Below are 24,409 nucleotides of genomic sequence, written 5' to 3'. Positions count from 1 at the left end.
ATGAAGATTCTCAAAGGTCTGTTTCGGTTCCTGTTCTCGCGGTTCCTCTGGACGCTGATTGGCGTCACCGTGCTGTGCCTGCTGATCTGGCAATTCGGCGCGATCATAAGCTTTGGCTCTGTCGCGCCGCTGGCGTCGGAATTGACCCGCGTGATTGTCATTGGCCTAATCATTGTGATTTGGCTGGTGTCGATGCTGGTCCGGCAATTGCGGGCGGCGCGGGCGAACCGGATGTTCGTCACCGAACTCGCGCAGGCGCCGGAGCCTGAACCGTCGGCGCCGGGCGACGAGAACGTCGCCGAGGTTAACGAAAAGTTCCAAGGCATCCTTGAACAGATGAAACGCAGCAAGCTTGGCGGGCGGAAGTTTCTGCGCGACATGCCGTGGTATATCTTCATCGGCCCGCCGGGAACCGGCAAGACCACTGCCTTGCGCCAGTCCGGGCTGCATTTCCCGATCGACCTGTCCGACGATCTGAAAGGGATGGGCGGCACGCGGAACTGCGATTGGTTCTTCACCGAAAACGCGATCCTCGTCGATACCGCCGGGCGCTATGTCGAACAGCAAAGCGATCCCGAGATTGACGCGGCCGAGTGGCGCGGGTTTCTGCAAATGTTGCGCAAGCACCGGGGGCGGCGGGCGCTTAACGGGGTGATCCTGACGATCTCACTGCAGGAATTACTCGGCGATGAGAAAGAGTTACGCGAGCACGGCCGGGAAATCCGCAAACGGCTGGCCGAACTGCGAGAGCTGTTGGAAATCCGCCTGCCGGTTTACCTGATGGTCACGAAAACCGACCTAGTTCCGGGGTTTGAGGAGTTTTTTGACGACCTTTCAACACGTGAGCGGGAACAGGTGTGGGGCGCGACTCTGCCAACAGACGCACGGGTCGATGGGATGACGGTCGACGGTGAAATCAAGGCGCTGACGGAGCAGCTTGAGAACCGCATGACCGCGCGGCTAAGCCAGACCGACCGGCTGTCTGACCGTGCGCTCGTCTTCCGTTTCCCGGCACAGGTCGAGGCGCTGACCGCCCCGCTAAAGCTGCTGACCGAAACAGTATTCGGCGAAAACAAATATGAGGAAAGCCCGTGGCTGCGCGGCTTCTACTTGACGTCGGCGACGCAAGAAGGCTCGCCCATTGACAGGATGCTTGACCAGATTTCCGGCGCGTTCGGTTTGGCAGCCCCCGCGCCCGAAAGCCGGAGCCACGGCGAAAAGCGGTCATTCTTTCTGCGCGAATTCATGACCGATGTGGTGTTCCGCGAAGCGGGTCTTGGCACGTTTGACCCAAAAGCCGAAGAACGGCGGCGCTGGATCTGGCGCGGAACGCTTGCGGGCGCGTCGCTGGTCGCGGTTTTCGCCGGGCTGTTGTTCCTGTTTTCCTACCTGCGCTATTCTGGCGGCATTGCTGATCAGGAACGCTTGCTGACGGCCTTGAAGGGCCAGCTTGCGAATGTCGCGTCGCGGCAGGCACCGGTTGAGCCTCTCGACCTCGACCTCGCGCTGGCGGCGGTGCAGGACGTCGCCACGGCCCGGACGGAGGTGTCGGCGAATATCCTGACCGTAGCCGGTCCGACGGCGTTGCCGGAAATCCGACAGTCACAGCAATTGGCCTATGAACACGCGCTGAAGAATATACTCGAACCCCGGATGCTCGCCCTTATCGAAGCAACGATGTGGCGCGAAATCCGCAATCCGGAATTCCTGCTGGGCGCGATGAAGACCTATCAGATGATGACGGGCCTCGCGCCCTTCGACAGCGAGTTCGCCGCCGCGTGGTGGGAGATTGAGTTACCCGAACATAGTCCGATCACGCCCTTCCCGACCGAGGCCGCACGCACGTTCCAGGTGGATGCCTTGCACCGCCTCGCGCTTGATGAACAGAAGTTCGACCCGGACCCAAGGCTGGTGAACCTGACGCTGGAAACCATCTGCACGGTCCCCTTGTCGACCCGCGCCTACACGGCGCTGATGCGACATCCGTCGCTCGGCAATCTGGATGATTGGGTGCCCGCCGAATTCGCCGGACCAAACGGTGCACAGGTGTTGTCGCGCCTGTCGGAAAAAACGCTGCGTATCGGAATACCCGGCGCGTTCACGCATGACGGGTTCCATTCGACCATCCTGCCGCTGGTGCCCGAGGTCGCGGCGCAAGCGGCGCTTGATCGCGTTGTCTTTGCCGGTGGCTGTTCGGAAAATGCCGACCCGTCGGTGGCGGAGATCGAGAATGATCTGCTGAAGCTCTACTACGAGGACTACATCGCCCAGTGGGACAGTTTCATGCGCGATGTCCGGCTGACGCCGATCACCGATCTGACGCAGGCACGCAATAACCTGAAGGACCTTTCCAGCACCGACAGCGCCTTGATCCGGCTGCTGACAGCGGTCGTTGCTGAAACCCACCTTGCCCGGACCGAAGGCGAGGAGACCGCCGCAGACGCGGTGAGCGACGGATTGCTGAGCGCCGCGCGCAAGCGGCTTGCGAACCTGAACAAGTTGGCCGGGTCGGGGGCCACGACGATTTCAACGACCTTTGCCGCCGACACGACGGGGCCGCCGGTGGGTCAGCCGGTGTCGGACCATTTCGCGCCGCTTCGCACCGCGATTGAAGAGAGCGATGGCCAGCCGCCGCTGCTTGATCCCGCCGTTGCGGCGCTGACGGCGCTTTCCAACGAACTCCAGACCGTCGCCGCCAGCCCCGACCCCGAAGCGGCTTTGCTGGCACGGGGCGGGCTTCCACAGCTGATCGGTGCGATTTCGAACGAAGCCGCGCTGTTGCCCGATCCGCTGGACGACTGGTTGCGCGGCATCGCGGGCGACACGATCACCATCACGATGGACGCGGTGATCGCCCAGTTGAACGCCCGCTGGCGGGCTGATGTGCTGCCGTTCTGCGTGTCGGCAACGGCGGGGCGCTATCCGTTTGACCAATCCAGCAGGATTGATGTCAACACGTCCGACTTTGCCCGCCTGTTCGGCCCCGGCGGGTTGATCGACAGCTACACCAACGACCATCTGCTGCCCTATATCAACAACACTGTGCGACCATGGCAGTGGCGCGCGGATTTCAACTTGCCCGCTGATCGGCTGACCCCGTTTGAACGCGCGCGGTCGATCCGTGATGGGCTGTTCCCCGGCGGGGCTGGGCCGGTGATGGCCTTCACGCTTCAGCCGATTGACCTGTCGCCCAACGCCTCCCGCGTCACGCTTAATCTGGATGGGCAGACGCTGAACTATTTCAACTCCGCCACGCGACCCGAGCCGATGACGTGGCCGGGGCCGGATGGAACGAACCTGATCTCCCTCACCTTCGCGCCGATTGATGGGGCGGGAGAGGTCATTTCGTCGGAAACCGGGGATTGGGCTTGGCTGAGGATGATCCGAACGGGACGGATGCAAAAGACGGAATTGCCTGAGCTGTTCCGCCTGACCCTCGGCAACGGTCCCTATCGTGCGCAATATGAGCTGCGGGCGAACAGCGTCGACAATCCGTTTGATCTTGAGGTGTTCGGATCGTTCCAATGCCCTGAACGGATCTGACCCGCGATGGTCGGGTTCTTCGGCAAGCTACCCTCGACCGGAGACTTCGTTGCCCGCGGTTTGCCGCCCGGTTTGCGTCCGGTTCTGGATCAATGGCTGACGCGCAATGTGGTCGGTGGGCTTCCTTTAGATCGGGGATTGCCGGATAATGGCATTAGACTTGTCATGGCGCGGGAGGATGGAGGTTTCGCGGCGCTGATCCTGCCAAGCCACGATAAACTTGGCCGGGAATACCCGTTTGCGATCATAGGGATGATGTCTGATGGCGCGCCCAGTATTGTGACGGCTGATGGCTGGTGCGATGCGGTGTTGCCTGCCGCCCGGAAGGTCATCGACACGCCCCTGCCGCCCGATCAGGCGTTAGAGGCGTTGGCGCAGATTTCGGTGGACGGGTGGGTCGCTGACCCTGACCAATCGGGCTGCCTGATCTGGGTGAAAGGCACGGACCCCATCGGTGCCGACGGGGCAACCGCCGCCGATGCGGTCGCGCAGATGGCCGTCAGTTCCACTTGATGTTGGCGCCCTTGCCGACGATATCCCCGCCCGCGTCGAAATTGATCTTGCCGCTTGCTTTAACGGTGATGTCCTTGCACTCGACATTGATTGTGCCGTCACTTTTCATCGCAATGACGGAACTGCCGCATTTAAGGGTCAAGGTATCCCCCGCTTCAAGGATGTAGTCGGTGCCGACATTGACGCCCATATCCTCTCCGACCTTGTGCGCCTCGGACTTGGTGACGTCGGTCGCGCGGGCGCCGTTGATCTTGTTGGTCTGGTCCTTGGTGATCGTATTGCTCTGCACGCCCCCGACATCGAGGTTTTGATTTCCCCCAACGTTGATGATCTGGTTCGCCCCGATACTCCATGAATCGTCGCTGACGACCTTGTGGCTTTGCTGCGCGCCGACGGTCACGCTGCGCCGGTTGCCGACATTCTGGGTCTGTGCCAGCCCGACAGAGCGCGTTTCGGCGGCCATCACGTTGTCCATTCGCGCAAGCGTGACCGTGATGCTTTGAACGCCACCCACGGTCTGGGTGTGGTTGCTGCCGATCTTTTCGGTCGAATCCACGCCGATTTCGATGTTCTCGTTTGATCCGACCTTAAGCTTGCGATTGCTTCCAACCTCTTCCGTGTCGTCCACACCGATGACCACGTTCCGGTTGTTGTCGACGGCTGTGGATTTGTCGTTGCCGACGTGTTCGGTCCGGTTGTTCTTGACGTCTTGTTCCGCGTCGTTGCCGACCTCTTCGAAAAAGTTGACTCCGATAACCCGGCTTTCGCTGTCTTTGATTAGCTCGTTGTGGTCCTTCTGGGCTTGGAAATAGACTTCTTCTGCGCCTGCCTTGTCCTCAAACCGCAGCTCATTGAATCCGCCGCCACCGGGGGACGAGTTCGACTTCCACCCCGATTGGGTCGCGTTGTCGGGCAGGCTGTAGGGCGGCATCTGTTCAGCGTTGTAGTAGCGGCCGGTGATGATCGGCTGATCCGGGTCGCCTTCGAGGAAATCGACCATCACTTCCTGCCCGATCCGCGGGATCTGGATAAAACCCCAACCCGCCCCGGCCCAGACGGAACTAACCCGGACGAAACAGGATGAATTCTCGTCATTGCCGCCTAGCCGGTCCCAGTGGAACTGAACCTTCACGCGGGAATATTCGTCGGTGTAGATTTCCTCGCCCCCCGGCCCGACGACGGTTGCGGTTTGCGGGCCGTGAACGAAGGGCACGGGCGTGCGGCGCGGCGGGCGGAACGGTAGTGCCGTCGGCGTCACGTCATATTCGACTTGAAAGCCGGCGCCCGCGCGATCAAGCCCGGTGCGATACTGGTCGTCCCACATGTTGTAGCGGGTCTTGAAAATCAGGTATTCGTCGTTCTCAGCCTCGCGTGGGAAGCCTTCAAGCGTATAGGTCGCGCCCGACCACATTCCGCGCACAGTGCCTTTCGCGTGGGCCTTGTGAGATGGCGTCTGCACCTCTTCCCGCCGCACTTCGGTCAGCGCATCGCCGCGCGAAAGCTGTTTGTAGTAGCCGGGATAGTGGTAAACCTCACCGTCGTCGTTTTCATGGCCAAGGGCGTTTTCGGATTTTGCCATAAGGTCGGCGCTTGGCTTCGTGGAGTCATAATCGGTCTGGACGAAGGTTGCCGACATGACTTCATGCGTGGGTTGCCAATCGGTGATGAAGTCGCCATCGATGAACGACAGCAGCGTGTCCTGTTGAAACGGGATCGTCTCATACCCCGGTACCGGTTTCAGTTTGGCATTGGCGTCGGTCAGCACCATCGTGTGTTCGCCATCGGCATATTCAAAGAAGAAGCAGACGCCCTCATGCTCAAGTAATCGTTGGACAAAATGGAGGTTGCTTTCGCAATACTGCACGCAATATTCGCGCGGCTCGTAGTTGCCCTGAAGCCGCTTTTCAAAGGTCGCGCCGCTGAATTCATTCAGCACCTCTTCGACGATTTCAATCACGCTCATCTGTTGGAAAATACGGGTGTCGTGGGTCTTTGACAGGAACCACGTCCAAGGGCGGATGACCGCGCGATAAAACGCGTGGCTGCCCTCGATCCGCACAAAGCCGAACTCCGAAATCAGTCCGTGGAAGTAGCGGTGCGGTTCAGATTTGCCGACGCGGACCGTCAGGCCTTTGCCCAGCAGATCTTCGGCCTTCAGCTCAATATCTTCACTGGCGAGCTCCAGTTCAAACCGGAAGCATTGGCCGATTTCGTCGGCGCCATTCATACTTGAAAAGAACAAAGCCTCTTCGGCTAGCGGGGATTTGACGCTAATCTCGCGGTCTTCGAACATAACTGATCTCCTGCCCGGAAGCCGAGCGTCAAAATGGGGGCTCGAAATAAGGGAAGTATAACGCATTTCCGGCGCGGGTGCAGATATTCGGCCAAACCGGTTTCGGGACGAAATGCGCACAGAAAACCGGGTGGTTTCCGCGGACTGGTGCATTAATCGGGCGATTTGGCCAGTTTCGGGTTTTTGAGGTCGATCATGCCGCGTCAATCCCCATTCAAGCATCACCGTTTTCCGCGCGATATCATCCTTTGTGCCCCGCGCAAGTGATACACGTCAGTCGCCTCAAGAGGTCGGGGTAGGAGGCGGGCGCCGCGTCTGGGGACGGTATAGCGGAAACATGCCGACGGTTTTTTGGAGAACTAGGGCAGATGTCGTACCCAAGGAGCTGGCATAATTAATAGATCGATAAATCATGGATGATAATACCGGTTTGAGCAGAACATTTGAGAATTTTTTCGATCGGATTTACGTGATTAATCTGCCGTCACGCCCTGACAGGCTTGAATCCATCAGGTCCGAGATGAGCCGCCTGGGGATTTCGGATCACGATGACAAGATCGTCGTTCCCGAAGCTCCGATCTGCGACGACGCCGGCGGGTTTCCGACGAAAGGGGTCAGGGGGAACTTTTTCAGTCACCTGCAGAATATCGAGGATGCCCACAAGAACGGCTTTGAAAGGATCCTGGTTCTGGAAGACGATGCGATCTTCCGGTCGAATCTGCGCAGCCCGCATCAGCAGGACTACGTGCTTTCGCAGGTTGAAGCCCATGACTGGTCCATGTGGTTTCCCGGACACCGGCTGAGATCTCATCCCAAGGGGGCGGCGAAACCGGTCTATCCGAGCAGGGCCGAATTCTGGTGGGCACATTGCTACGCCGTCCACCGTCGCGGCCTTGCGCCATTACGAGACTACATGAAGCTGGTCAGCGAGCGCCCTTCGGGCCACCCTGAAGGTGGAAAGATGTATATTGACGGCGCCCTCTATCATTTCCGGCGGCGGTTTACCGATCACACCTGTCTGGTCTCGAATCCTGTTCTGAGTATCCAGAAGTCGAGCGATACGAACCTCGGGACAATGCAAAACCCGTTTCACTACGGGTCGGTGCCATGGGTAAAGAGCATTCTGCGCCAAGCCAAAGACGAACTTTGGCGCCGGACGGGCGTGCGGCTGGCTGTTCCGAAGCGGTTTTCCCGTCAGTAATGGCCGATGGGCCATGTTTGCGCTTTGTTGCACGTCCGCGGGTCGGTGACGGTCGATCCGGGCGCAGTTCCTCTGTCGTCATGTGTGATCTTGCGGCCCCACCCCGGAATGTGAAACATGCGCGCAGGATTTGGGGATGAGACTCACCGACCGCCGTCAGGGTGACGGGCGCGGGGGCACATCGAAGGAGAGTTTGATGTTGAATTCAGAAGTAGCCGCGCGGCGCGACGATGCGATTTCACGCGGCGTTGGCATGATGACGCAAATCTATGCGGATCGCGCCGAAAATGCCGAAGTGTGGGACGTTGAGGGCAACCGCTATATCGACTTTGCAGCAGGCATCGCCGTCGTCAACACGGGCCATCGCCATCCGAAGGTGATGGAGGCGGTTGAGAAGCAGTTGAAGTCCTTTACCCACACCTGCCACCAGGTGCTGCCGTATGAAAACTACGTGCGGCTGGCGGAGCGGTTGAACGCGGCCGTTCCCGGTGATTTTGAGAAGAAGACGGTCTTTGTCACGACCGGGGCCGAGGCGGTTGAGAACGCCATCAAGATCGCCCGTGCGGCGACGGGGCGGCCTGCGGTTATCGCTTTCGGTGGCGGTTTTCATGGCCGCACCTTCATGGGGATGAGCCTGACCGGGAAGGTTGCGCCTTACAAAAAAGGCTTTGGCGCGATGATGCCGGATGTGTATCACGTGCCGTTCCCGGTTGAACTGCACGGTGTTTCGACCGAGGCGGCGCTGGATGCGTTGAAAGGCCTGTTCAAGGCTGATCTGGACCCGGAGCGGGTTGCCGCGATCATTTTTGAGCCGGTGCAGGGCGAAGGCGGGTTCTATCCTGCCCCGGCGGAGCTGGTTCGCGGTGTGCGCAAGCTGTGCGACGATCATGGGATCGTCATGGTTGCGGACGAGGTTCAGACCGGGTTCGCCCGGACCGGCAACCTGTTCGCGATGCACGGCTATGACGTTGCCGCCGATCTGACCACGATGGCCAAGGGCTTGGCCGGTGGTTTGCCGTTGGCGGCTGTCACGGGTCGTGCCGATCTGATGGACGCTGCGGCACCGGGTGGATTGGGTGGCACCTATGGCGGCAACCCGTTGGGGATCGCCGCCGCGAATGCGGTGCTGGATGTGATCGAGGAAGAGAAGCTGTGTGATCGCGCGAATGAGCTTGGATCGCGCCTGAAGCAGCGGCTTGAATCGATCCGGCAATCGACGCCGGAGATGGTGGATGTGCGCGGCCCCGGCTTCATGGTCGCGACGGAGTTCAACACCACGGACGGAAGCGCGCCGAACCCCGACATGGCGAACCGGGTGCGGGCGGAGGCGTTGAAGCGCAACCTGATCCTGCTGACCTGCGGCGTGCATGGCAACGTGATCCGCTTCCTGGCGCCGATTACGATACCGGATGCGGTTTTCGGTGAAGCGATGGATATCCTTGAGGAGTCGATCGGGGCGGCGCGGGCGGCCTGATCGGGCGATGTGTGCGCTGCGCCATCCGGAGCCTCCGGCGGGGATATTTGTAGAAAATGGTGAGGAGCGGGCGCGGTTGAGCGCCCGTTTTTCTTTAGGCAGGCAGCACTTTGTCGAAGGCGGTGCTGAGCTTGCCTACGATTTCGTCGATATGTGCGTCTTCGAGGATGAAAGGGGGCGCGAGGAGGATGTGGTTTCCGCGCCGCCCGTCGATCGTGCCACCCATCGGGTAGCAGATCAGGCCCGCATCGAAGGTCGCGGCCTTCAGCGCCTTGTGGAGTTCACGTTCGGGCGCGAAGGGGGTTTTGGTTTCGCGGTCTTCGACGAATTCGATGCCGCGGAACAGGCCACGTCCGCGGATATCGCCGATATAAGGGTGCTGGCCAAAGGCAGTTTCGAGGGCGGATTGCAGTTTGTCACCCATGATGCCCGCGCGGGCGGCGAGGCCGCCTTCGGTCAGTTTGGTCAGAACCGCGAGCGCGGCTGCGGCGGCGACGGGGTGGCCGAGATAGGTGTGGCCATGTTGGAAAAAGCCGCTGCCATCACGGATCGCGTCGTAGATTTTCGCGGTGCAGAGCATGGCGCCGATCGGTTGATAGCCTGCGCCAAGACCTTTGGCGATGGCGGTGATGTCGGGGGCGATGCCGTCCTGTTCGCAGGCGAATAGAGTGCCGGTGCGACCCATGCCGCACATGACTTCGTCGAGGATCAGCAGGACACCGTGGCGGTCGCAGATGTCCCGTAACCGTTTGAAATAACCGGGAACCGGGGGCAGAGCGCCAGAGGTCGCGCCAACGACGGGTTCGGCGACGAAGGCCATGATCGTTTCCGGGCCGAGGCGCTGGATTTCGGTTTCGAGTTCTTCGGCGATCCGCTGGCCGTAGGCTTCGGCGGTTTCGTCGGGCTGGCGGTCGCGGTATTCGTAGCAGGGTGCGATGTGGGTCGTTTCGATCATCAGCGGGGCGAAGGGTTCACGCCGCCACATGTTGCCACCGGCAGCGAGCGCGCCGAGCGTGTTGCCGTGGTAGCTTTGCCGTCTTGCGATGACGCGGTGGCGGGTGGGTTGCCCGATTTCCAACATGTATTGCCGGGCGAGTTTCAGGGCACTTTCCATCGCTTCGGACCCGCCGGAGACGAGGTAGACGCGGTCGATATCGCCGGGGGCGTGGGTGACGAGTTTGTCGGCCAGCGCCTCGGCCACCTCGGTCGTGAAAAAACCGGTATGGGCGAAGGCGAGTTTGTCGAGCTGGTCCTTGATGGCGGCGGTTACGTCCGGGTCGCCATGACCAAGGCACGAGACCGCGGCACCGCCGGAGCCGTCAAAATACTGTTTTCCTGCGCTGTCGTAGAGGTAAACGCCCTTGCCGCTGACGGCCTCTGGCGGGACAGATTTCGTCTGTCGATGAAGGATATGGGACATTGCACAAGCTCCCTCTGTGCGGGTGGCTGGTCATTTGAAGCATATGCCCTGACGGTTGACAACGTGTGAAACAGATGGAACCCTTCGGCTATCCTTAGGGGGGATTGATGTCAGTAACGACGTCGTTCGAGGAAAAACTCGTCACAGAATGCGGAACGCTCAGCACGCGGCTGAAGGCGGCGGCAGGCTACTTTTCCGCGCGTCCGGCAGGTTGCGGTGGCATCAACATCCCCAAAACAGGATTGCAAGAATCAACGCGACGAACCGTCAAAAGGGTGACATCTCTGACGGATAGTTAGTTTCACTACTCATCAACAGAGGGAGAGTAATATGTATATGAAGTTAAAAGTGACGGCCGCCGCGGTGGCGCTTGGGGCGATGATGGCCCCGGCTGCCCATGCGGAGGAGTTCATCACGATCGGCACCGGTGGTGTGACCGGGGTTTATTACCCAACGGGCGGCGCGATCTGCCGTCTGGTGAACAAGGGTCGCCGCGATCATGGCGTGCGCTGTTCGGTCGAATCGACCGGTGGGTCGGTTTACAACATCAACACCATCCGCGAGGGTGAGCTTGAGTTTGGTGTGGCGCAGTCTGACTGGCAGTTCCACGCATATAACGGGTCTTCCAAATTTGAGGAAAACGGCCCGTTCGAAGGCCTGCGCGCCGTATTCTCTGTCCACCCGGAGCCGTTTACGGTTGTGGCACGGGCTGATGCGGGGATCACGACCTTTGCTGATCTTGAAGGCAAGCGCGTTAATATCGGCAACCCCGGTTCCGGTCAGCGCGGCACGATGGAAGTGCTTATGGAAGCGCTGGGCTGGTCAAACGACAACCTCGCGCTGGCGACAGAACTGAAAGCGGCGGAACAGTCCGCGGCGCTTTGCGACAACCAGATCGACGCGATGGTTTACACCGTTGGCCACCCGTCCGGGTCCATTCAGGAAGCGACGACTGCGTGCGATTCCGTGCTGGTCGAGGTGTCCGGAGCTGAGGTTGATGCGCTGATTGCCGACAACCCCTACTACCGCTCCGCGACCATTCCGGGCGGCATGTATCGCGGCAATGATGGCGATACCCAGACATTCGGTGTGGGTGCGACCTTCGTAACCTCGGCCGATGTGTCCGAAGAAACGGTCTATACGCTGGTCAGCGCAGTGTTCGAGAACTTCGAAGACTTCAAAAAGCTGCACCCGGCATTTGCAAACCTCGTGCCCGAGGAAATGGCGACCGCTGGTCTGTCCGCGCCGCTGCATCCGGGCGCCGAGAAATACTACCGTGAACAAGGCTGGATCGAATAACCAGCCGTAGATGGGGGCGGCTGATGTCGCCCCCTTTTTTCATCCCGGCGTTGCGTGGGGTGTGCTAAAAAGAAGAACAGGAAACGCCGCCAACGATGCGGCAACCGGGAGGGACCATCATGTCGGACAAGTCGGAAAAAGGCCGCGAGCTGAGTGAAGAAGAGCTTCAGGAGCTTGTCGCAGCGTCGGATGCCGGTGCGCGGAACCCAGTCGGGTCGGTCGGCACTTTCTTGGCGGTCGTTGCGATCACCTGGTCCGCCTTTCAGGTTTTGCTGGCGTCGCCTCTTGCCAACCTCCTGTTGCCGGGGAGCGTTATCAATAACTCCCGCCAAATCCATTTGGCCTTTGCCATTTTCCTTGCCTTTATGGCTTATCCCGCACTGAAGTCGAGCCCGCGTCACTACATCCCGATACAGGATTGGATACTGGGCCTCGCAGGCGTATTCTGCGCGCTTTACGGTTATATCTTCTATCAGAAGATCGTTGATCGCGGCGGTCTCGCGGATGACGTGGACAAATGGTTCGCGCTGGCCGGACTGGTGCTATTGTTTGAGGCCGCGCGCCGTGCGCTTGGCCCGGTTATGGCGATCATTGCAGTTATCTTCCTGTGCTACGTGTTCTTCGGATCGTCCGAATTCGTGCCCGACCAGATACGCTGGGCTGGTGCCTCGCTGAAAAAAGCGATGAGCCATATGTGGATCACGTCCGAAGGGGTGTTCGGCATCGCGCTGAACGTCTCGACGAAATTCGTGTTCCTGTTCGTTCTGTTCGGGGCGCTGCTAGATAAGGCAGGGGCCGGGAACTACTTTATCAAGATGGCGTTCGGCGCGCTTGGCCACCTGCGCGGTGGTCCTGCGAAGGCCGCTGTTGTCGGCTCTGCCGCGACTGGCCTGATCTCTGGTTCTTCCATCGCCAACGTCGTGACCACGGGGACATTCACCATTCCGCTGATGAAGCGAGTCGGGTTCAGTTCTGAACAGGCTGGTGCGGTTGAAGTTGCGTCTTCCGTCAACGGTCAGATCATGCCGCCGGTCATGGGGGCTGCGGCATTCCTGATGGTGGAATATGTGGGCATTTCCTACGTTGAGGTTATTACCCACGCCTTCCTACCAGCCGTCATTTCCTACATCGCGCTGGTCTACATCGTGCATCTGGAAGCGGTGAAGCGGAACATGCCGACGATCGGCAACAAGGTCGTATCGCTCGGCCGGACTATCGGGGGGATGTTCGTTTTCTTTGCCGGGTTCGCCGCACTTTGCTATCTCACTCAATATCCGGTTCGGGCGGTGATGTCCGTTATGGGCGATGCCTCGGGTTGGGTGCTTTCGCTGCTGGTTTTCCTGGCCTACGTTCTGCTGGTCAAGCTGGCGTCGACGACCGAAGACCTTGAACTGGATGATCCGAAGTCTGAGATTCTGGAACTGCCGGAAATCGCCAAGATCTACAAATCCGGCCTTTACTACCTGCTGCCGATCATCGTGCTGGTCTACTTCCTGATGATCGAACGCAAATCGCCCGGTCTGTCGGCCTTCTGGGCGACGTTCCTGCTGTTCGGCATCCTGCTGACCCAGCGCCCGCTGAAGGCGATGTTCCGCGGAGAAAGCGAATGGACCAACACATTCCGCGAAGGTGTCGTAGACCTACTCCAAGGGCTGATCGACGGGGCGCGCAACATGATCGGGATCGGCCTTGCCACGGCAACCGCTGGCGTGATCGTCGGCACCGTTTCCCTGACGGGGATCGGGCAGGTCATGGCGGACTTTGTCGAGTTCTTGTCAGGTGGCAATCTGATCCTGATGCTGATCTTCGTGGCGATCTTGTCGCTGATCCTCGGGATGGGCTTGCCAACGACGGCGAACTACATCGTTGTGTCGTCGCTTATGGTCGGGGTTGTCGTCGAACTTGGCGCGCAATCCGGCCTGATCGTGCCGCTGATCGCAGTGCACCTGTTCGTGTTCTATTTCGGGATCATGGCGGACGTGACGCCCCCTGTGGGGCTGGCGAGTTTCGCTGCCGCCGCCGTGTCCGGCGGTGATGCGATCAAGACTGGGTTCATCGCGTTCTTCTACAGTCTGCGGACCGTCGCGCTGCCCTTCGTGTTTATCTTCAACACGGACCTGTTGCTGATCGATGTGACGTGGTTCCAAGGGATAATAGTGTTCATAATAGCGACCATAGGCATACTTGTATTCACCGCAGGGACGATGGGATGGTTCATCACCAAATCCAACATCGTTGAAAGCATCGTGCTGATCCTGATAGCGTTCACCCTGTTCCGACCGGGGTTCTTCATGAACATGATACAGCCACCGTTCATTGAACGTGCGCCGACAGAGCTGATCCAAGCGGTCGGGGATGCCTCACCGGGGCAAGAGATGCGCGTGGTCGTATCCGGCCCGGACTTTGATACGTTGGAAATGAAAGACGTATCGCTGCTGGTTCCGGTCAGCGAAGAGGAGGGCGGCGAACAGCGGCTTGAAACGCTGGGCCTGACGGTTCTGGAGGAGGGTGAGACCCTGATCGTCGAAGAGCCGTTCCCCGGAACGCGCTACTTTGAAAAGCTGGGGTCGTTTGACTTCTACGGCGATACGCCTGTGACAGTAACGGCGGTGCGTGCGCCGTCGGATCAGATGCCGAAGGAACTGATGTTCATCCCGGCGCTGCTGCTGCTTGCGGCGATCGCATGGCTGCAATCGCGCCGCGCACCGGCCAACCGTGAAGGAGTCCCGGCATGAGCAAGTCCGTTCTTTGCGCCGTCGATATCACGCAACCCGAAATGGCCAGACGCGTGCTGCATCAAGCGACGCGGTTGGCCGATCTTGACGAGGCACATGTCGATGTCATTACGGTCGTTCCCGATTTCGGGATGAGCGTCGTCGGCAGCTATTTCGACGAAGATCACACCGATAAGGCCGTCGATGGCGCGCGCGAGGCGCTGAACGATCTCGTCACGGAAGAGATCGGCGCCGAGGCGAACAAATCTGTCCGCCATATCGTTGCGGTCGGCACGGCCTATGACGTGATCCTTGCAACCGCAAAGAAGGCCGGGTCGGACCTGATCGTAATCGGCGCGCACCAGCCTGAGCTGAGCGACTACCTGCTTGGCCCGAACGCCGCGCGGGTGGTCCGACATTCGGATTGTTCGGTCTACGTGGTGCGATAGCAGACTTGCCAGCCGCGTGTCAGGATTGTTCCCAACGCGTCAGATCGGCCTTTTAGCCGGTCGGCGTTGGGGCTACACTGACGGACCGGAAACAGGATTGCGCGATGCCCCCGATTATTGAGATCAACGATCTCTCCAAAACCTATGACGATGGGTTCGAAGCCCTGAAATCCGTCAATCTTGAGGTGCGGGAGGGTGAGATTCTTGCCCTGCTTGGCCCGAATGGTGCGGGCAAGACAACGCTGATTTCCATTGTCTGCGGCCTCGTCAATGCCACTGCGGGCAGCGTGTTCGTCGGCGGCCACGACGTTGTCCGAGATTTTCGCGGAAGCCGCAGCATGATCGGCCTCGTCCCGCAGGAAATCGCGCTGGAACCGTTTCAGTCGGTCATCGACTCCCTCCGGTTCACGCGCGGATTGTTCGGCAAGAAATCCGATCCGAAGTTGCTGGAGGATGTTTTGCGCAAGCTGTCCCTGTGGGACAAGCGGGACACGGCGACGAAAGACCTGTCGGGCGGTATGAAGCGGCGGGTGCTGATCGCGAAGGCGCTATGCCACGAACCCCGCATCCTGTTCTTGGATGAACCGACCGCTGGCGTCGATGTCGAACTGCGCAAGGAAATGTGGGACGTTGTGCGCCAGCTAAAAGCCGACGGTGTGACCATCATCCTGACGACCCACTACATCGAAGAAGCCGAGGCGATTGCCGACCGCATCGGTATCATCCGCGAAGGCGCGTTGCTGGTGGTCGAAGAAAAGACCGCGCTGATCGAACGGTTCGGACAGCGGCAGATGCGGATCGAACTGATGGAGCCAGTAGAGAGCCTGCCGAAAAGCCTGAACGGCTATGACCTAGAGCGGGCGGAAGATGGCAAGTCGCTTGTCTATTCCTATTCTGCGATTGGCGAGAGAACTGGGATCGCATCCCTTTTGTCGGAGCTTTCAGACGCCGGGATTGTGCTGCGCGATGTTCACACGCATCAAAGCTCTCTCGAAGACATCATGGTTGATTTCCTGAAGGACAGAGCATGAATTTGCAGGCCGTCAAATCCATCTACCTATTCGAAATGCTGCGGTTCTGGCGCACGCTGTCGCAAAGCCTGTTTTCGCCGGTGCTGTCCACGTCGCTTTACTTCGTCGTATTCGGCGCGGCGATTGGGTCTCGTATTCAGGAAATCGACGGGGTCAGCTACGGCGCGTTCATCGTGCCGGGGCTGATCATGCTGTCTGTCCTGACGCAAAGCCTATCGAACGCATCTTTCGGCATCTACTTCCCGAAATTCCTCGGTTCGATCTACGAACTGCACACCGCCCCGATTTCCGCGATGGAAATCGTGCTGGGCTATGTCGGGGCGGCGGCGACGAAATCGCTGATAATCGGGCTGGTGATACTGGCGACTGCCGGGTTCTTCGTCGACCTTCAGATTCAGCACCCGCTGGCGATGGTCGCCTTCCTTGCGCTGACCTGCATTTCGTTCAGCTTGTTCGGGTTCATCATCGGCCTTTGGTCACGAAACTTTGAACAGCTTCAACTGATCCCGCTGCTGGTCATCACGCCGCTCGTGTTCCTTGGGGGCAGTTTCTATTCCATCTCGATGCTGCCGCCGTTCTGGCAGGGGGTCACGCTGTTCAACCCGGTTGTTTACCTAATCTCCGGCTTTCGCTGGGCGTTTTTCGGGGTTGGCGATGTACCCGTCGCGCTGAGCCTCGCGATGATCTCGGTCTTTTTGGTGATCTGTCTTGGCGTCATCTGGTGGACCTTCCGCACCGGTTTTCGGATCAAGACCTAAGCCCCGCGCCCCTGCCACGAAACTATCGGGTTGGAGTCCGCCGCCGTTTCAGGTCTGATTGGAACCTGATTGGGTTTGCCGTGTTGGTTTGGCAGTGGGACAGGCTGAGGATATGAGAATTACCCTTCGATGTCGGATTGTAAGGCGGACGGCGCAGGCTGCCGCCTTTGTCGCTGGCGTTATGACATCCGGCGCGGCGATGGCGCTGGAGTCGATCAGCTTCAACACCGGATCGGCGCCCGAGGAGGTTGTCGAAAACCTGCGCGGCGCATCGCTGCTGTTGGGGGCCGAGCGGGATGGCGTGACCAACCCGCAGGATATCCTAAGCGCCGCCCGTGCGGATTACGGCCGCCTTCTGTCGGCGCTCTATGCGTCCGGGCGCTACAGCGGGGTGATCCGCATCCGGCTTGATGGCCGGGAGGCTGCGCAGATTTCGCCGCTATCCGTCCCCGCCCGGATCAATCGGGCCGAGATTGTGATCGACCCCGGCCCACCGTTCCAATTCGGGCGCACACGGATTGCGCCATTAGCCAATGGGACCGAAATGCCCGAAGGCTTCCGCCCCGGTGCGCCCGCCGAAAGCCCCGTGGTGGGGGAGGCCGTTGGCGCCGCCATCGATGGCTGGCGCGATGTTGGTCACGCCAAGGCTGATGTCGCGCGTCAGGGCGTTCAGGCGGACCACCGCGCGCGGCGGCTTGATGTTGACGTCGCGCTGGCACCCGGCCCGCGCCTGCGGTTTGGTCGCCTGCTGCTAAGCGGCGAAAGCGCGGTGCGAGAGGCGCGCATTCGCAAGATCGCCGGCTTCCCCGAAGGCGACGTGTTTTCCCCCGATGATCTAGCGACCGTTGCAAAGCGTTTGCGCCGCACCGGCACGTTCCGATCCGTCAGCCTGACCGAAGCCGAACGGATCGGGCCGAACAATACGCTCGACGTGACGGCGGCGATTGTCGATGAGAAGCCGCGCCGCTTTGGGTTCGGCGCTGAGGTGTCGACCATTGAGGGCGCCACCGTCTCGGCCTACTGGCTGCACCGGAACCTGCTTGGCGGGGCAGAGCGTTTCCGCGTCGACGGCGAAATCGGCGGTATCGGCGGCGAAACCGGCGGCCTCGATTACAGTCTTGGTGCGCGCTACGAACGGCCCGCGACGCCGGTGCCAGATACCTCGCTTTATGTTGAAACGGGGGTTGAGCGGCTGGATGAGCCGGATTTCCTGTCCGATCAATTCCGCTTCGGCGTTGGCCTGCGGCGTATCTTTTCTGACGATCTGGAGGGGGAGGTTGGCATCGAACTCCGCCATTCGCGGGTTGAGGATGTCAGCGGAGTCCAGCGCTTTCAACTGCTGAGCTTTCCGGTGTCCGCGACGTGGGACAAGCGCGATAACTCGCTGAACCCCTCCGACGGATACTACCTGCGGGCCGAACTGCGGCCTTTTGTCGGCTTCGGCGATACGTCATCTGGCGGGCGTCTGTTTGCCGATGGTCGCATCTATCAGGCATTGGGGGAACGTGTGGTTCTGGCGGGGCGGATTCAACTCGGCTCTGTCATTGGGCCGTCGGTCGCTGATGCGCCGCCCGATTACCTGTTTTATTCCGGTGGCGGCGGCACGGTGCGCGGCCAGTCCTATCAATCGCTGGATATCGACCTTGGCGGCGGGCTGCGGCGCGGCGGTCGGTCGTTCCTTGGCCTGTCCGGCGAGGTTCGGATGGGCCTGACGGACAGGCTGGGCGTCGTCGGTTTTGCCGATGCGGGCTATATCGGCTCAGGCTCTTTCTACGATGGATCGGGGGATTGGCATTCGGGCGCGGGGCTTGGCCTGCGCTACAATACCGGGATCGGGCCAATCCGCCTTGATGTTGCCGTGCCTGTCAGCGGCGGCGGCAGCGGTTTTCAGGTTTACGTTGGTATAGGACAAGCGTTTTGAGGTTTCTGTTATCTGTCCTTTTGATGGTCGTTCTGCTGCCCGGCGCGGCGCAGGCGCAGGATGACGATCGCGGGTTCCTGACCGAGTTTCTTGAGGAAAACCTGTCCGATGCCGGGCGGGATATTCGCATTGTCGGCTTTGAGGGCGCGCTGAGTTCCACGGCGACCATTGAAGAACTGACCATCGCGGATGACGACGGCATTTGGCTGACTCTGCGCGGCGCAGAGCTTGACTGGAGCCGCTCGGCCTTGCTGCGCGGGAGGCTAGAGGTTGAAACGCTGAGCGCGGAGGAGATTATCCTCCCGCGTTTGCCCGCCGCATCCGAAAGCGCCCCCGCACCGGAAGCCACAGAATTCGCCCTGCCGGAGCTTCCGGTCTCGGTCAATATCGGAGAGTTGAAGGCGGATCGTGTCGAGCTTGGTGCGCCGGTCATTGGGCGTGACGCGGTCGTGAAGGTCGATGGGAACATGTCGCTTGAGGGCGGCGAAGGCGCTGCCGAACTGGCAATTGAACGGATCGACGATGAAAAGGGCTTGCTGGACCTGACCGTCAGCTACAGCAACGCGACGGCGGAACTTGCGCTGAAACTCGGCCTCAGCGAAGGGCCGGGGGGTATCGCGGCGACGCTGCTGAACTTGCCGGGATCGCCTGCGATTGACCTTGCGGTCGCCGGGGACGGCCCGATTGACGACTACACCGCCGATCTGACCCTTTCGACAGAGGGCGAAGTTCGGCTGCGCGGGCAGGTCGCGTTGTCGGCGACGCCGCCGACTGAAGGCGCGAACGAGGATACGGCGCAGACCGCGTCAAAATACTTCCGCGTCAACGTCGGCGGGGATATCGCCCCTCTATTCGCGCCGGATTACCGGGAGTTTTTTGGCCGCGACATTCGGCTTGTCGCGCGGGGCAATATCCCGACCGAAGGTGGCGCGGTTCTTGAGCGAATTGCGTTGCGTGCGCAGTCTGTCGAACTTGAGGGAAACGGCGTTTTTGGCCCCGGCGGTTGGCCGGAACGGATGTCGCTTGCCGCCGAAATCCGCCGCGAAGATGGCGCGCCCGTGTTGCTGCCAACATCGGGCGACCCGACCGAAGTCAACCGCCTGTCGCTTGAATTGGAACACGACCGCGCCGAAGGCGACGGTTGGGCCGCGAAACTGAACGTGGCGGGCTTCGGTCAGCGCGACATCAAGGTTCAGCAGGCGCAGTTGACAGGCACCGGCACGATCACGAATGGCGCGGATAACAGCCTTGGCGGGGTCGACGGCACGTTGATCTATAGCGCGTCAGGTGTCGTTCCGACGGACCCCGCCTTGGCCAAGGCGCTCGGCACGGACATCGCGGGGCAGGCGGTGTTTGAATGGAAAGAAGACGCACCGTTTGAAATCCGTTCTGCCACGCTGGAAAGCGGTGATTTGGCCGCAGAAACGACCGCGACGATTGCGGGTTTGGGCGAAGGCTTCGGGATCGCCGGGCGGTTGACCGCGCGGGCCGGGGACTTGTCGCGCCTGTCGGACCTTGCAGGGCAAAACCTGCGCGGGGCGGCGGAACTGGATATCGCGGGGCAGGTGACACCGCTTGGCGGCGGGTTCGACCTCACGCTATCGGCGAACACCACGAACCTCGCGCTTGGAATTGCCGAGGTTGACCGACTGCTCGCCGGTGCGGGTGAGGTCATTTTGGCCGCGAAACGGGATACCGAGGGACTGACGGTTCGGGAGCTTACTGTGACGACCCCCGAACTTCAGGGCGAGGCATCGGGTGCGCTTAGCTCCTCAGACGGTGGGCTGACTTTTATGGCGCGGCTGCGTGATACGGCGCGGTTTGTGCCCGGATTGTCCGGCCCGCTGACGGTATCGGGTGACGCGGCGCAGACGGACACGGGTGATTGGCAGATCGATGTGGCGGCGGACGGTCCCGCCGAGACGCGGGCGACGGTCAAAGGGCGGGTGGCGAGCGATGCGGGAACCGCGCAGCTTGATATATCCGGGACCGCGCCGCTTGCACTCGCCAACCCGATTATCCGGCCAAGGAACCTCGCGGGATTGGCGCGGTTCGATCTCGCGTTGAACGGGCCGCTGGCGTTGTCGTCGCTAAGCGGCAACGTGACGGCCAATGAAGGACGACTGTCCGCACCGACACTCGGTTTTGCGCTGACAAATATCGGTGCCAATATGCGCATCGCCAACAGCCGCGCGACTGTCGATGTGTCGAGCGAGCTTTCCTCAGGCGGGCGGATCACGCTGTCTGGCCCGATTGCGCTGACCCCGCCATATCGCGGCACCCTTCGCGCGGTGGCGCAAAACCTCACTTTGGTAGAGCCTGACCTTTACGAAACCCGCGTTGACGGAGAGCTGAGCGTCGACGGCCCGTTGACGGGCGGTGCACGCATCGAGGGTGCGTTCGACCTGCGCGAGACTGAGTTGAAAGTGCCGGAAACCGGCTTTGGCGCCGATGGGTCTTTGCCTGACCTTACCCATGTCAACGAACCGTCGGATGTGCGGGCGACGCGACGCCGCGCGGGACTTATCAAGGCCGCACAAGGTAGCGCCGCGTCAAGCGGCCCGGCCTATCCGGTCGATCTGCTGATCCGTGCGCCGTCGAGGATTTTTCTGCGGGGTCGTGGGCTTGACGCGGAACTGGGTGGCCAGCTTCGACTGCGCGGCACGACCAACAACCTGATCCCGACCGGGCGGTTTGAACTGGTGCGTGGGCGGCTTGATATCCTTGGCAAGCGTTTGACCCTTGATGAGGGCTTCGCGCAGTTGCAGGGCAACTTCACGCCATTTATCCGCCTTGTGGCCGCGACGGATGCGGGCGACGTTAATGTGCGCATCGTGGTTGAGGGCGATGCGTCGGACCCCGACATCCGATTCCTGTCGGAACCCGAATTGCCGCAGGATGAAGTGCTATCGCGCCTGCTGTTTGGCCGCGCGATCAGCGAAATATCCCCCCTGCAAGCGGCGCAGCTTGCCTCGGCGGTCGCGACGCTTGCCGGGCGCGGGGGCGTCGGGGTCATCGGTCAGCTGCGCGAGAATTTCGGGCTGGATGACCTCGACATTACCACCGACGAGGACGGCACCGCCGGCCTGCGGGCCGGGAAATACCTATCCGAGAACGTCTACACCGACGTCACCATCGACAGCGAAGGGCAGAGCGAAATCAACCTGAACCTCGACCTGTCGCCTTCCGTCACCGTCCGCGGAAGCGTGGGCACCGATGGTGATACCGGCGTCGGCGTCTTCTTCGAACGCGATTATTAGCCCAGCACGCCAAGCCAGAACCACGCAGTCAGGATCGTCAGCGCGGTCGCCAGCAAAACGGCAGAGGCCGCGACCCGCTGCGCGCGGCCATACATATTGGCAAAGACATAAGCGTTGATTCCGGGCGCCATGGCTGAGGTCAGCACCGCAGAGCGGAAGGCGTCTGTCGGCAGATCAATCGCGCTGCCGATGGTCCAGACAATCAGCGGATGCACCATCAGTGATATCCCACAGACGTAAAGTATCGTGCGCATGTCGCCTTCGGGCCGATAGCGGACGAGCACGCCGCCCAAGCCAAACAACGCGGCGGGCAGGGCGGCGCGGACCATCAGATCAACGGCGTCGATGAGAACACCGGGCAGGTTGATCCCGCCGAGGTTGACCACAAACCCCAGCGCGATACCGATGACGAGCGCGTTGCGGAACATCGCGGTGATAACCCGTCGCCCGGTGTCAAACGGGCTTCGCCCGCGGTTGCGCACGACCTCCATGCACGTGATGCCGACCGCGTAGCAAAACGGCGAATGAAGCGCGATGATCGCGTAGTTTCCGGCAAGCGCGCCATCGCCGTAGGCGCGTTCGGTGATCGGCAGGCCGAGCAGGACGGAGTTCGAGAAGAGACAGCAAAACCCGATGGCGATGGCGTCTTCCCAGTTGCGGCCAAAGATGTAGCGCGCGCCGCAGATACCGAGCAGAAAGCAGAGGGTTGCGCCGGTGTAAAAACTTGCCAGCAGCCCGACATCAAAGCTTTGAGACAGGTCGAGCGATGAGATCGCGCGGAACAGCAGGCAGGGGATCGCGAAATTCTGGGTGAACTTCATCAATCCATCGACCCCGTTCGCGCTGAACAGCTTTCGCCACACGGCAAGGTAGCCAAATCCGATGACGAGGAAGACCGGAAGGATAACCTCGATCAGCGCCTGCACGCTAAACGTCCAGCGTCAGGGTCATGCCGTCAAACGCGGGGGTGACATTGCCGGGGGATTCCGCATCAACCGCCGCATAGTCGAGGTCGAAGTGCATATTCGTCAGCACAGCGCGTTTAGGCGCGGCGCGGGCGATCCATTCTAGCGACTGTTCGAAATGCGTGTGGGTCGGGTGCGGCGCGCGGCGCAGGGAATCGAGCACCCAGATGTCGAGGTCTTTCACCGCTTTCCACGCGGCGTCATTCATCTGTTCCACATCGGGCAGGTAAGCGAGGCCACCGATCCGAAACCCCTTCGCGTTGATGGAACCATGTTTCACATCGAACGGGGACAGCGTAATCGGCCCGCCCGCGCCATCGACGACAACATCGCCGTCGATATCGTTCATCTCAAGGATTGGCGGGTAGTTAGACGTTTCGGGCTGCACGAAGGCATAGCTGAACCGCTTCATCAGATCGGCGCGTGTCGGTTCATCCGCCCAAACCGGCAGGCGGGTTTTTATGTTGAACACGATCATCCGCAGGTCGTCGATGCCGTGCACATGGTCCGCATGGGCGTGGGTGTAGGCGACGCCATCAAGGCGTCCGACCCCTGCCGACAAAAGCTGATTGCGCATGTCGGGGGAGGTGTCGATCAGAACGGTCGTCGTGCCGGACTCCGCAACCCGTTCAACCAGCATAGAGCATCTTTGCCGCCGGTTTTTCGGGTTGTTCGGATCACACTCCCCCCAATGGCCGCCAAGCCTTGGGACGCCGCCGGACGATCCGCAGCCGAGGATGGTAAAACGATGCTGCGCCATCAGGCGGCCTTCTCGTATTGCGCGGCCTTGCTGAACAGGCGATCAAAGTTCGCCTGGGTATGCGCGGCGAATTCTTCGTAGGGAAGGCCGAAGATCTCTGCGCCGAACTGCGCCGTGTGCATGGTGTAACCCGGTTCATTCCGCTTGCCGCGATAAGGCGGCGGGGCGAGGTAGGGCGCATCGGTTTCGACAAGGATGCGGTCAACGGGGGCGGCGGCGAAGATATCCCGAAGCTCTTGACTTTTGGGGAAGGTCGCGATGCCTGACATCGACAGGTAGAAGCCGAGGTCCAGCGCGGCTTTCGCAAGCTCGGCAGAGCTGGAAAAGCAATGCATAACACAGGTATAGACGCCGTTCTTGAACTCATCGTTCAGGATTTTCGCCATGTCATCATCAGCGGCGCGGGCGTGGATAATCAGCGGCAGGCCGGTCTGGCGCGCGGCCTCGATATGGATGCGCAGGCTATCCTGCTGCACCGCCGCGCTTTCGGACGTGTAGTGGTAATCCAACCCGGTTTCGCCGATGCCGACGCATTTCGGATGCGTCGCCAAGGCGGTCAGTTGGTCAACGGTGGCAAGTGGTTCGTCCGCCGCGCTCATCGGGTGGGTGCCGGCGGCGTAGAAGACGTTTTCGTGCGCCTCGGCAATGGCGCGGACCTGCGGTTCAAGCCGCAGTTTGGTGCAGATCGTCACCATCCGGGTCACGCCATTTTCGGCGGCGCGGGCGATCACATCCGGCAATTCCCCGTCAAAATCGGGAAAATCGAGGTGGCAATGGCTGTCGGTGATTTCTGGTGTCGTCATGTCTA

Annotated in this window: 16 protein-coding genes; 11 read left to right on the top strand and 5 right to left on the bottom strand. The window is 60.7% G+C overall.

The annotated features are described in order from the left end of the window. Entirely contained in the window at nucleotides 1-3,543 is a 3,543-nt protein-coding gene (tssM, locus tag ACEWPJ_RS11280) for a type VI secretion system membrane subunit TssM (protein WP_416513168.1), read from the top strand. Between the two features lie 6 nt (nucleotides 3,544-3,549). Then, the gene (locus tag ACEWPJ_RS11275; protein ID WP_416513167.1) at nucleotides 3,550-4,056 is read left to right on the top strand and encodes a TagF domain-containing protein; all 507 of its coding nucleotides are present in this window, start codon (nucleotides 3,550-3,552) and stop codon (nucleotides 4,054-4,056) included. Here the strand turns inward: ACEWPJ_RS11275 and ACEWPJ_RS11270 are convergent. After that, nucleotides 4,043-6,349, bottom strand: a complete 2,307-nt coding sequence (locus ACEWPJ_RS11270; RefSeq protein ID WP_416513166.1) for a type VI secretion system Vgr family protein — start codon at nucleotides 6,347-6,349, stop codon at nucleotides 4,043-4,045. The genes ACEWPJ_RS11275 and ACEWPJ_RS11270 overlap by 14 nt on opposite strands. Before the next feature lie 412 nt (nucleotides 6,350-6,761). Here ACEWPJ_RS11270 and ACEWPJ_RS11265 point away from each other — a divergent pair, with 412 nt between their 5' ends. Continuing rightward, nucleotides 6,762-7,550, top strand: a complete 789-nt coding sequence (locus ACEWPJ_RS11265) for a hypothetical protein (protein WP_416513165.1) — start codon at nucleotides 6,762-6,764, stop codon at nucleotides 7,548-7,550. 196 nt (nucleotides 7,551-7,746) lie between these two features. Continuing rightward, nucleotides 7,747-9,024, top strand: a complete 1,278-nt coding sequence (locus ACEWPJ_RS11260) for a 4-aminobutyrate--2-oxoglutarate transaminase (RefSeq protein ID WP_416513565.1) — start codon at nucleotides 7,747-7,749, stop codon at nucleotides 9,022-9,024. Nucleotides 9,025-9,118: 94 nt separating this feature from the next. On the opposite strand, the gene ACEWPJ_RS11255 is transcribed toward ACEWPJ_RS11260, so the two are convergent. Beyond that, nucleotides 9,119-10,444, bottom strand: a complete 1,326-nt coding sequence (locus ACEWPJ_RS11255; protein WP_416513164.1) for an aspartate aminotransferase family protein — start codon at nucleotides 10,442-10,444, stop codon at nucleotides 9,119-9,121. Between the two features lie 336 nt (nucleotides 10,445-10,780). Here ACEWPJ_RS11255 and ACEWPJ_RS11250 point away from each other — a divergent pair, with 336 nt between their 5' ends. From ACEWPJ_RS11250 to ACEWPJ_RS11220, 7 genes are all read left to right on the top strand, one after another. Further along, nucleotides 10,781-11,743: a TAXI family TRAP transporter solute-binding subunit gene (locus tag ACEWPJ_RS11250; RefSeq protein WP_416513564.1), complete on the top strand. Its 963-nt coding sequence runs from the start codon at nucleotides 10,781-10,783 to the stop codon at nucleotides 11,741-11,743. A 119-nt stretch (nucleotides 11,744-11,862) separates the two neighbouring features. Then, nucleotides 11,863-14,478, top strand: a complete 2,616-nt coding sequence (locus ACEWPJ_RS11245) for a TRAP transporter permease (RefSeq protein ID WP_416513163.1) — start codon at nucleotides 11,863-11,865, stop codon at nucleotides 14,476-14,478. Next, nucleotides 14,475-14,906 carry a universal stress protein gene (locus ACEWPJ_RS11240; RefSeq protein WP_416513162.1) on the top strand — a complete coding sequence of 144 codons (432 nt, stop codon included), beginning with the start codon at nucleotides 14,475-14,477 and terminating at the stop codon, nucleotides 14,904-14,906. Before ACEWPJ_RS11245 ends, ACEWPJ_RS11240 begins: the two co-directional genes overlap by 4 nt. Nucleotides 14,907-15,010: 104 nt before the next feature. Beyond that, nucleotides 15,011-15,937: an ABC transporter ATP-binding protein gene (locus ACEWPJ_RS11235; RefSeq protein WP_416513161.1), complete on the top strand. Its 927-nt coding sequence runs from the start codon at nucleotides 15,011-15,013 to the stop codon at nucleotides 15,935-15,937. Next, nucleotides 15,934-16,695 (top strand): ABC transporter permease, encoded by a 762-nt coding sequence (locus tag ACEWPJ_RS11230; RefSeq protein ID WP_416513160.1) that lies wholly within the window; start codon nucleotides 15,934-15,936, stop codon nucleotides 16,693-16,695. Before ACEWPJ_RS11235 ends, ACEWPJ_RS11230 begins: the two co-directional genes overlap by 4 nt. Before the next feature lie 112 nt (nucleotides 16,696-16,807). Then, nucleotides 16,808-18,616 (top strand): autotransporter assembly complex protein TamA, encoded by a 1,809-nt coding sequence (locus ACEWPJ_RS11225; RefSeq protein ID WP_416513159.1) that lies wholly within the window; start codon nucleotides 16,808-16,810, stop codon nucleotides 18,614-18,616. Next, nucleotides 18,613-21,876 (top strand): translocation/assembly module TamB domain-containing protein, encoded by a 3,264-nt coding sequence (locus tag ACEWPJ_RS11220; RefSeq protein ID WP_416513158.1) that lies wholly within the window; start codon nucleotides 18,613-18,615, stop codon nucleotides 21,874-21,876. The genes ACEWPJ_RS11225 and ACEWPJ_RS11220 overlap by 4 nt, the downstream gene beginning before the upstream one ends. Here ACEWPJ_RS11220 and ACEWPJ_RS11215 read toward each other — a convergent pair. Genes ACEWPJ_RS11215 through ACEWPJ_RS11205 form a run of 3 tightly spaced genes read right to left on the bottom strand, consistent with a single transcriptional unit; the run spans nucleotide 21,873 to nucleotide 24,404 of the window. After that, the gene (locus ACEWPJ_RS11215; protein ID WP_416513157.1) at nucleotides 21,873-22,802 is read right to left on the bottom strand and encodes an AEC family transporter; all 930 of its coding nucleotides are present in this window, start codon (nucleotides 22,800-22,802) and stop codon (nucleotides 21,873-21,875) included. The genes ACEWPJ_RS11220 and ACEWPJ_RS11215 overlap by 4 nt on opposite strands. A gap of 1 nt (nucleotide 22,803) precedes the next feature. Next, nucleotides 22,804-23,601, bottom strand: a complete 798-nt coding sequence (locus ACEWPJ_RS11210; protein WP_416513156.1) for an MBL fold metallo-hydrolase — start codon at nucleotides 23,599-23,601, stop codon at nucleotides 22,804-22,806. After that, the gene (locus ACEWPJ_RS11205) at nucleotides 23,601-24,404 is read right to left on the bottom strand and encodes a TatD family hydrolase (RefSeq protein ID WP_416513155.1); all 804 of its coding nucleotides are present in this window, start codon (nucleotides 24,402-24,404) and stop codon (nucleotides 23,601-23,603) included. The genes ACEWPJ_RS11210 and ACEWPJ_RS11205 overlap by 1 nt, the downstream gene beginning before the upstream one ends. Between the last annotated feature and the right edge of the window lie 5 nt (nucleotides 24,405-24,409).

The organism is Aliiroseovarius sp. YM-037, assembly GCF_048060095.1.
GTDB lineage: Bacteria > Pseudomonadota > Alphaproteobacteria > Rhodobacterales > Rhodobacteraceae > JBLUOA01.
The sequence above is the reverse complement of the archived record's forward strand: the minus strand, read 5'-3'. Positions and strand labels throughout refer to the sequence as shown.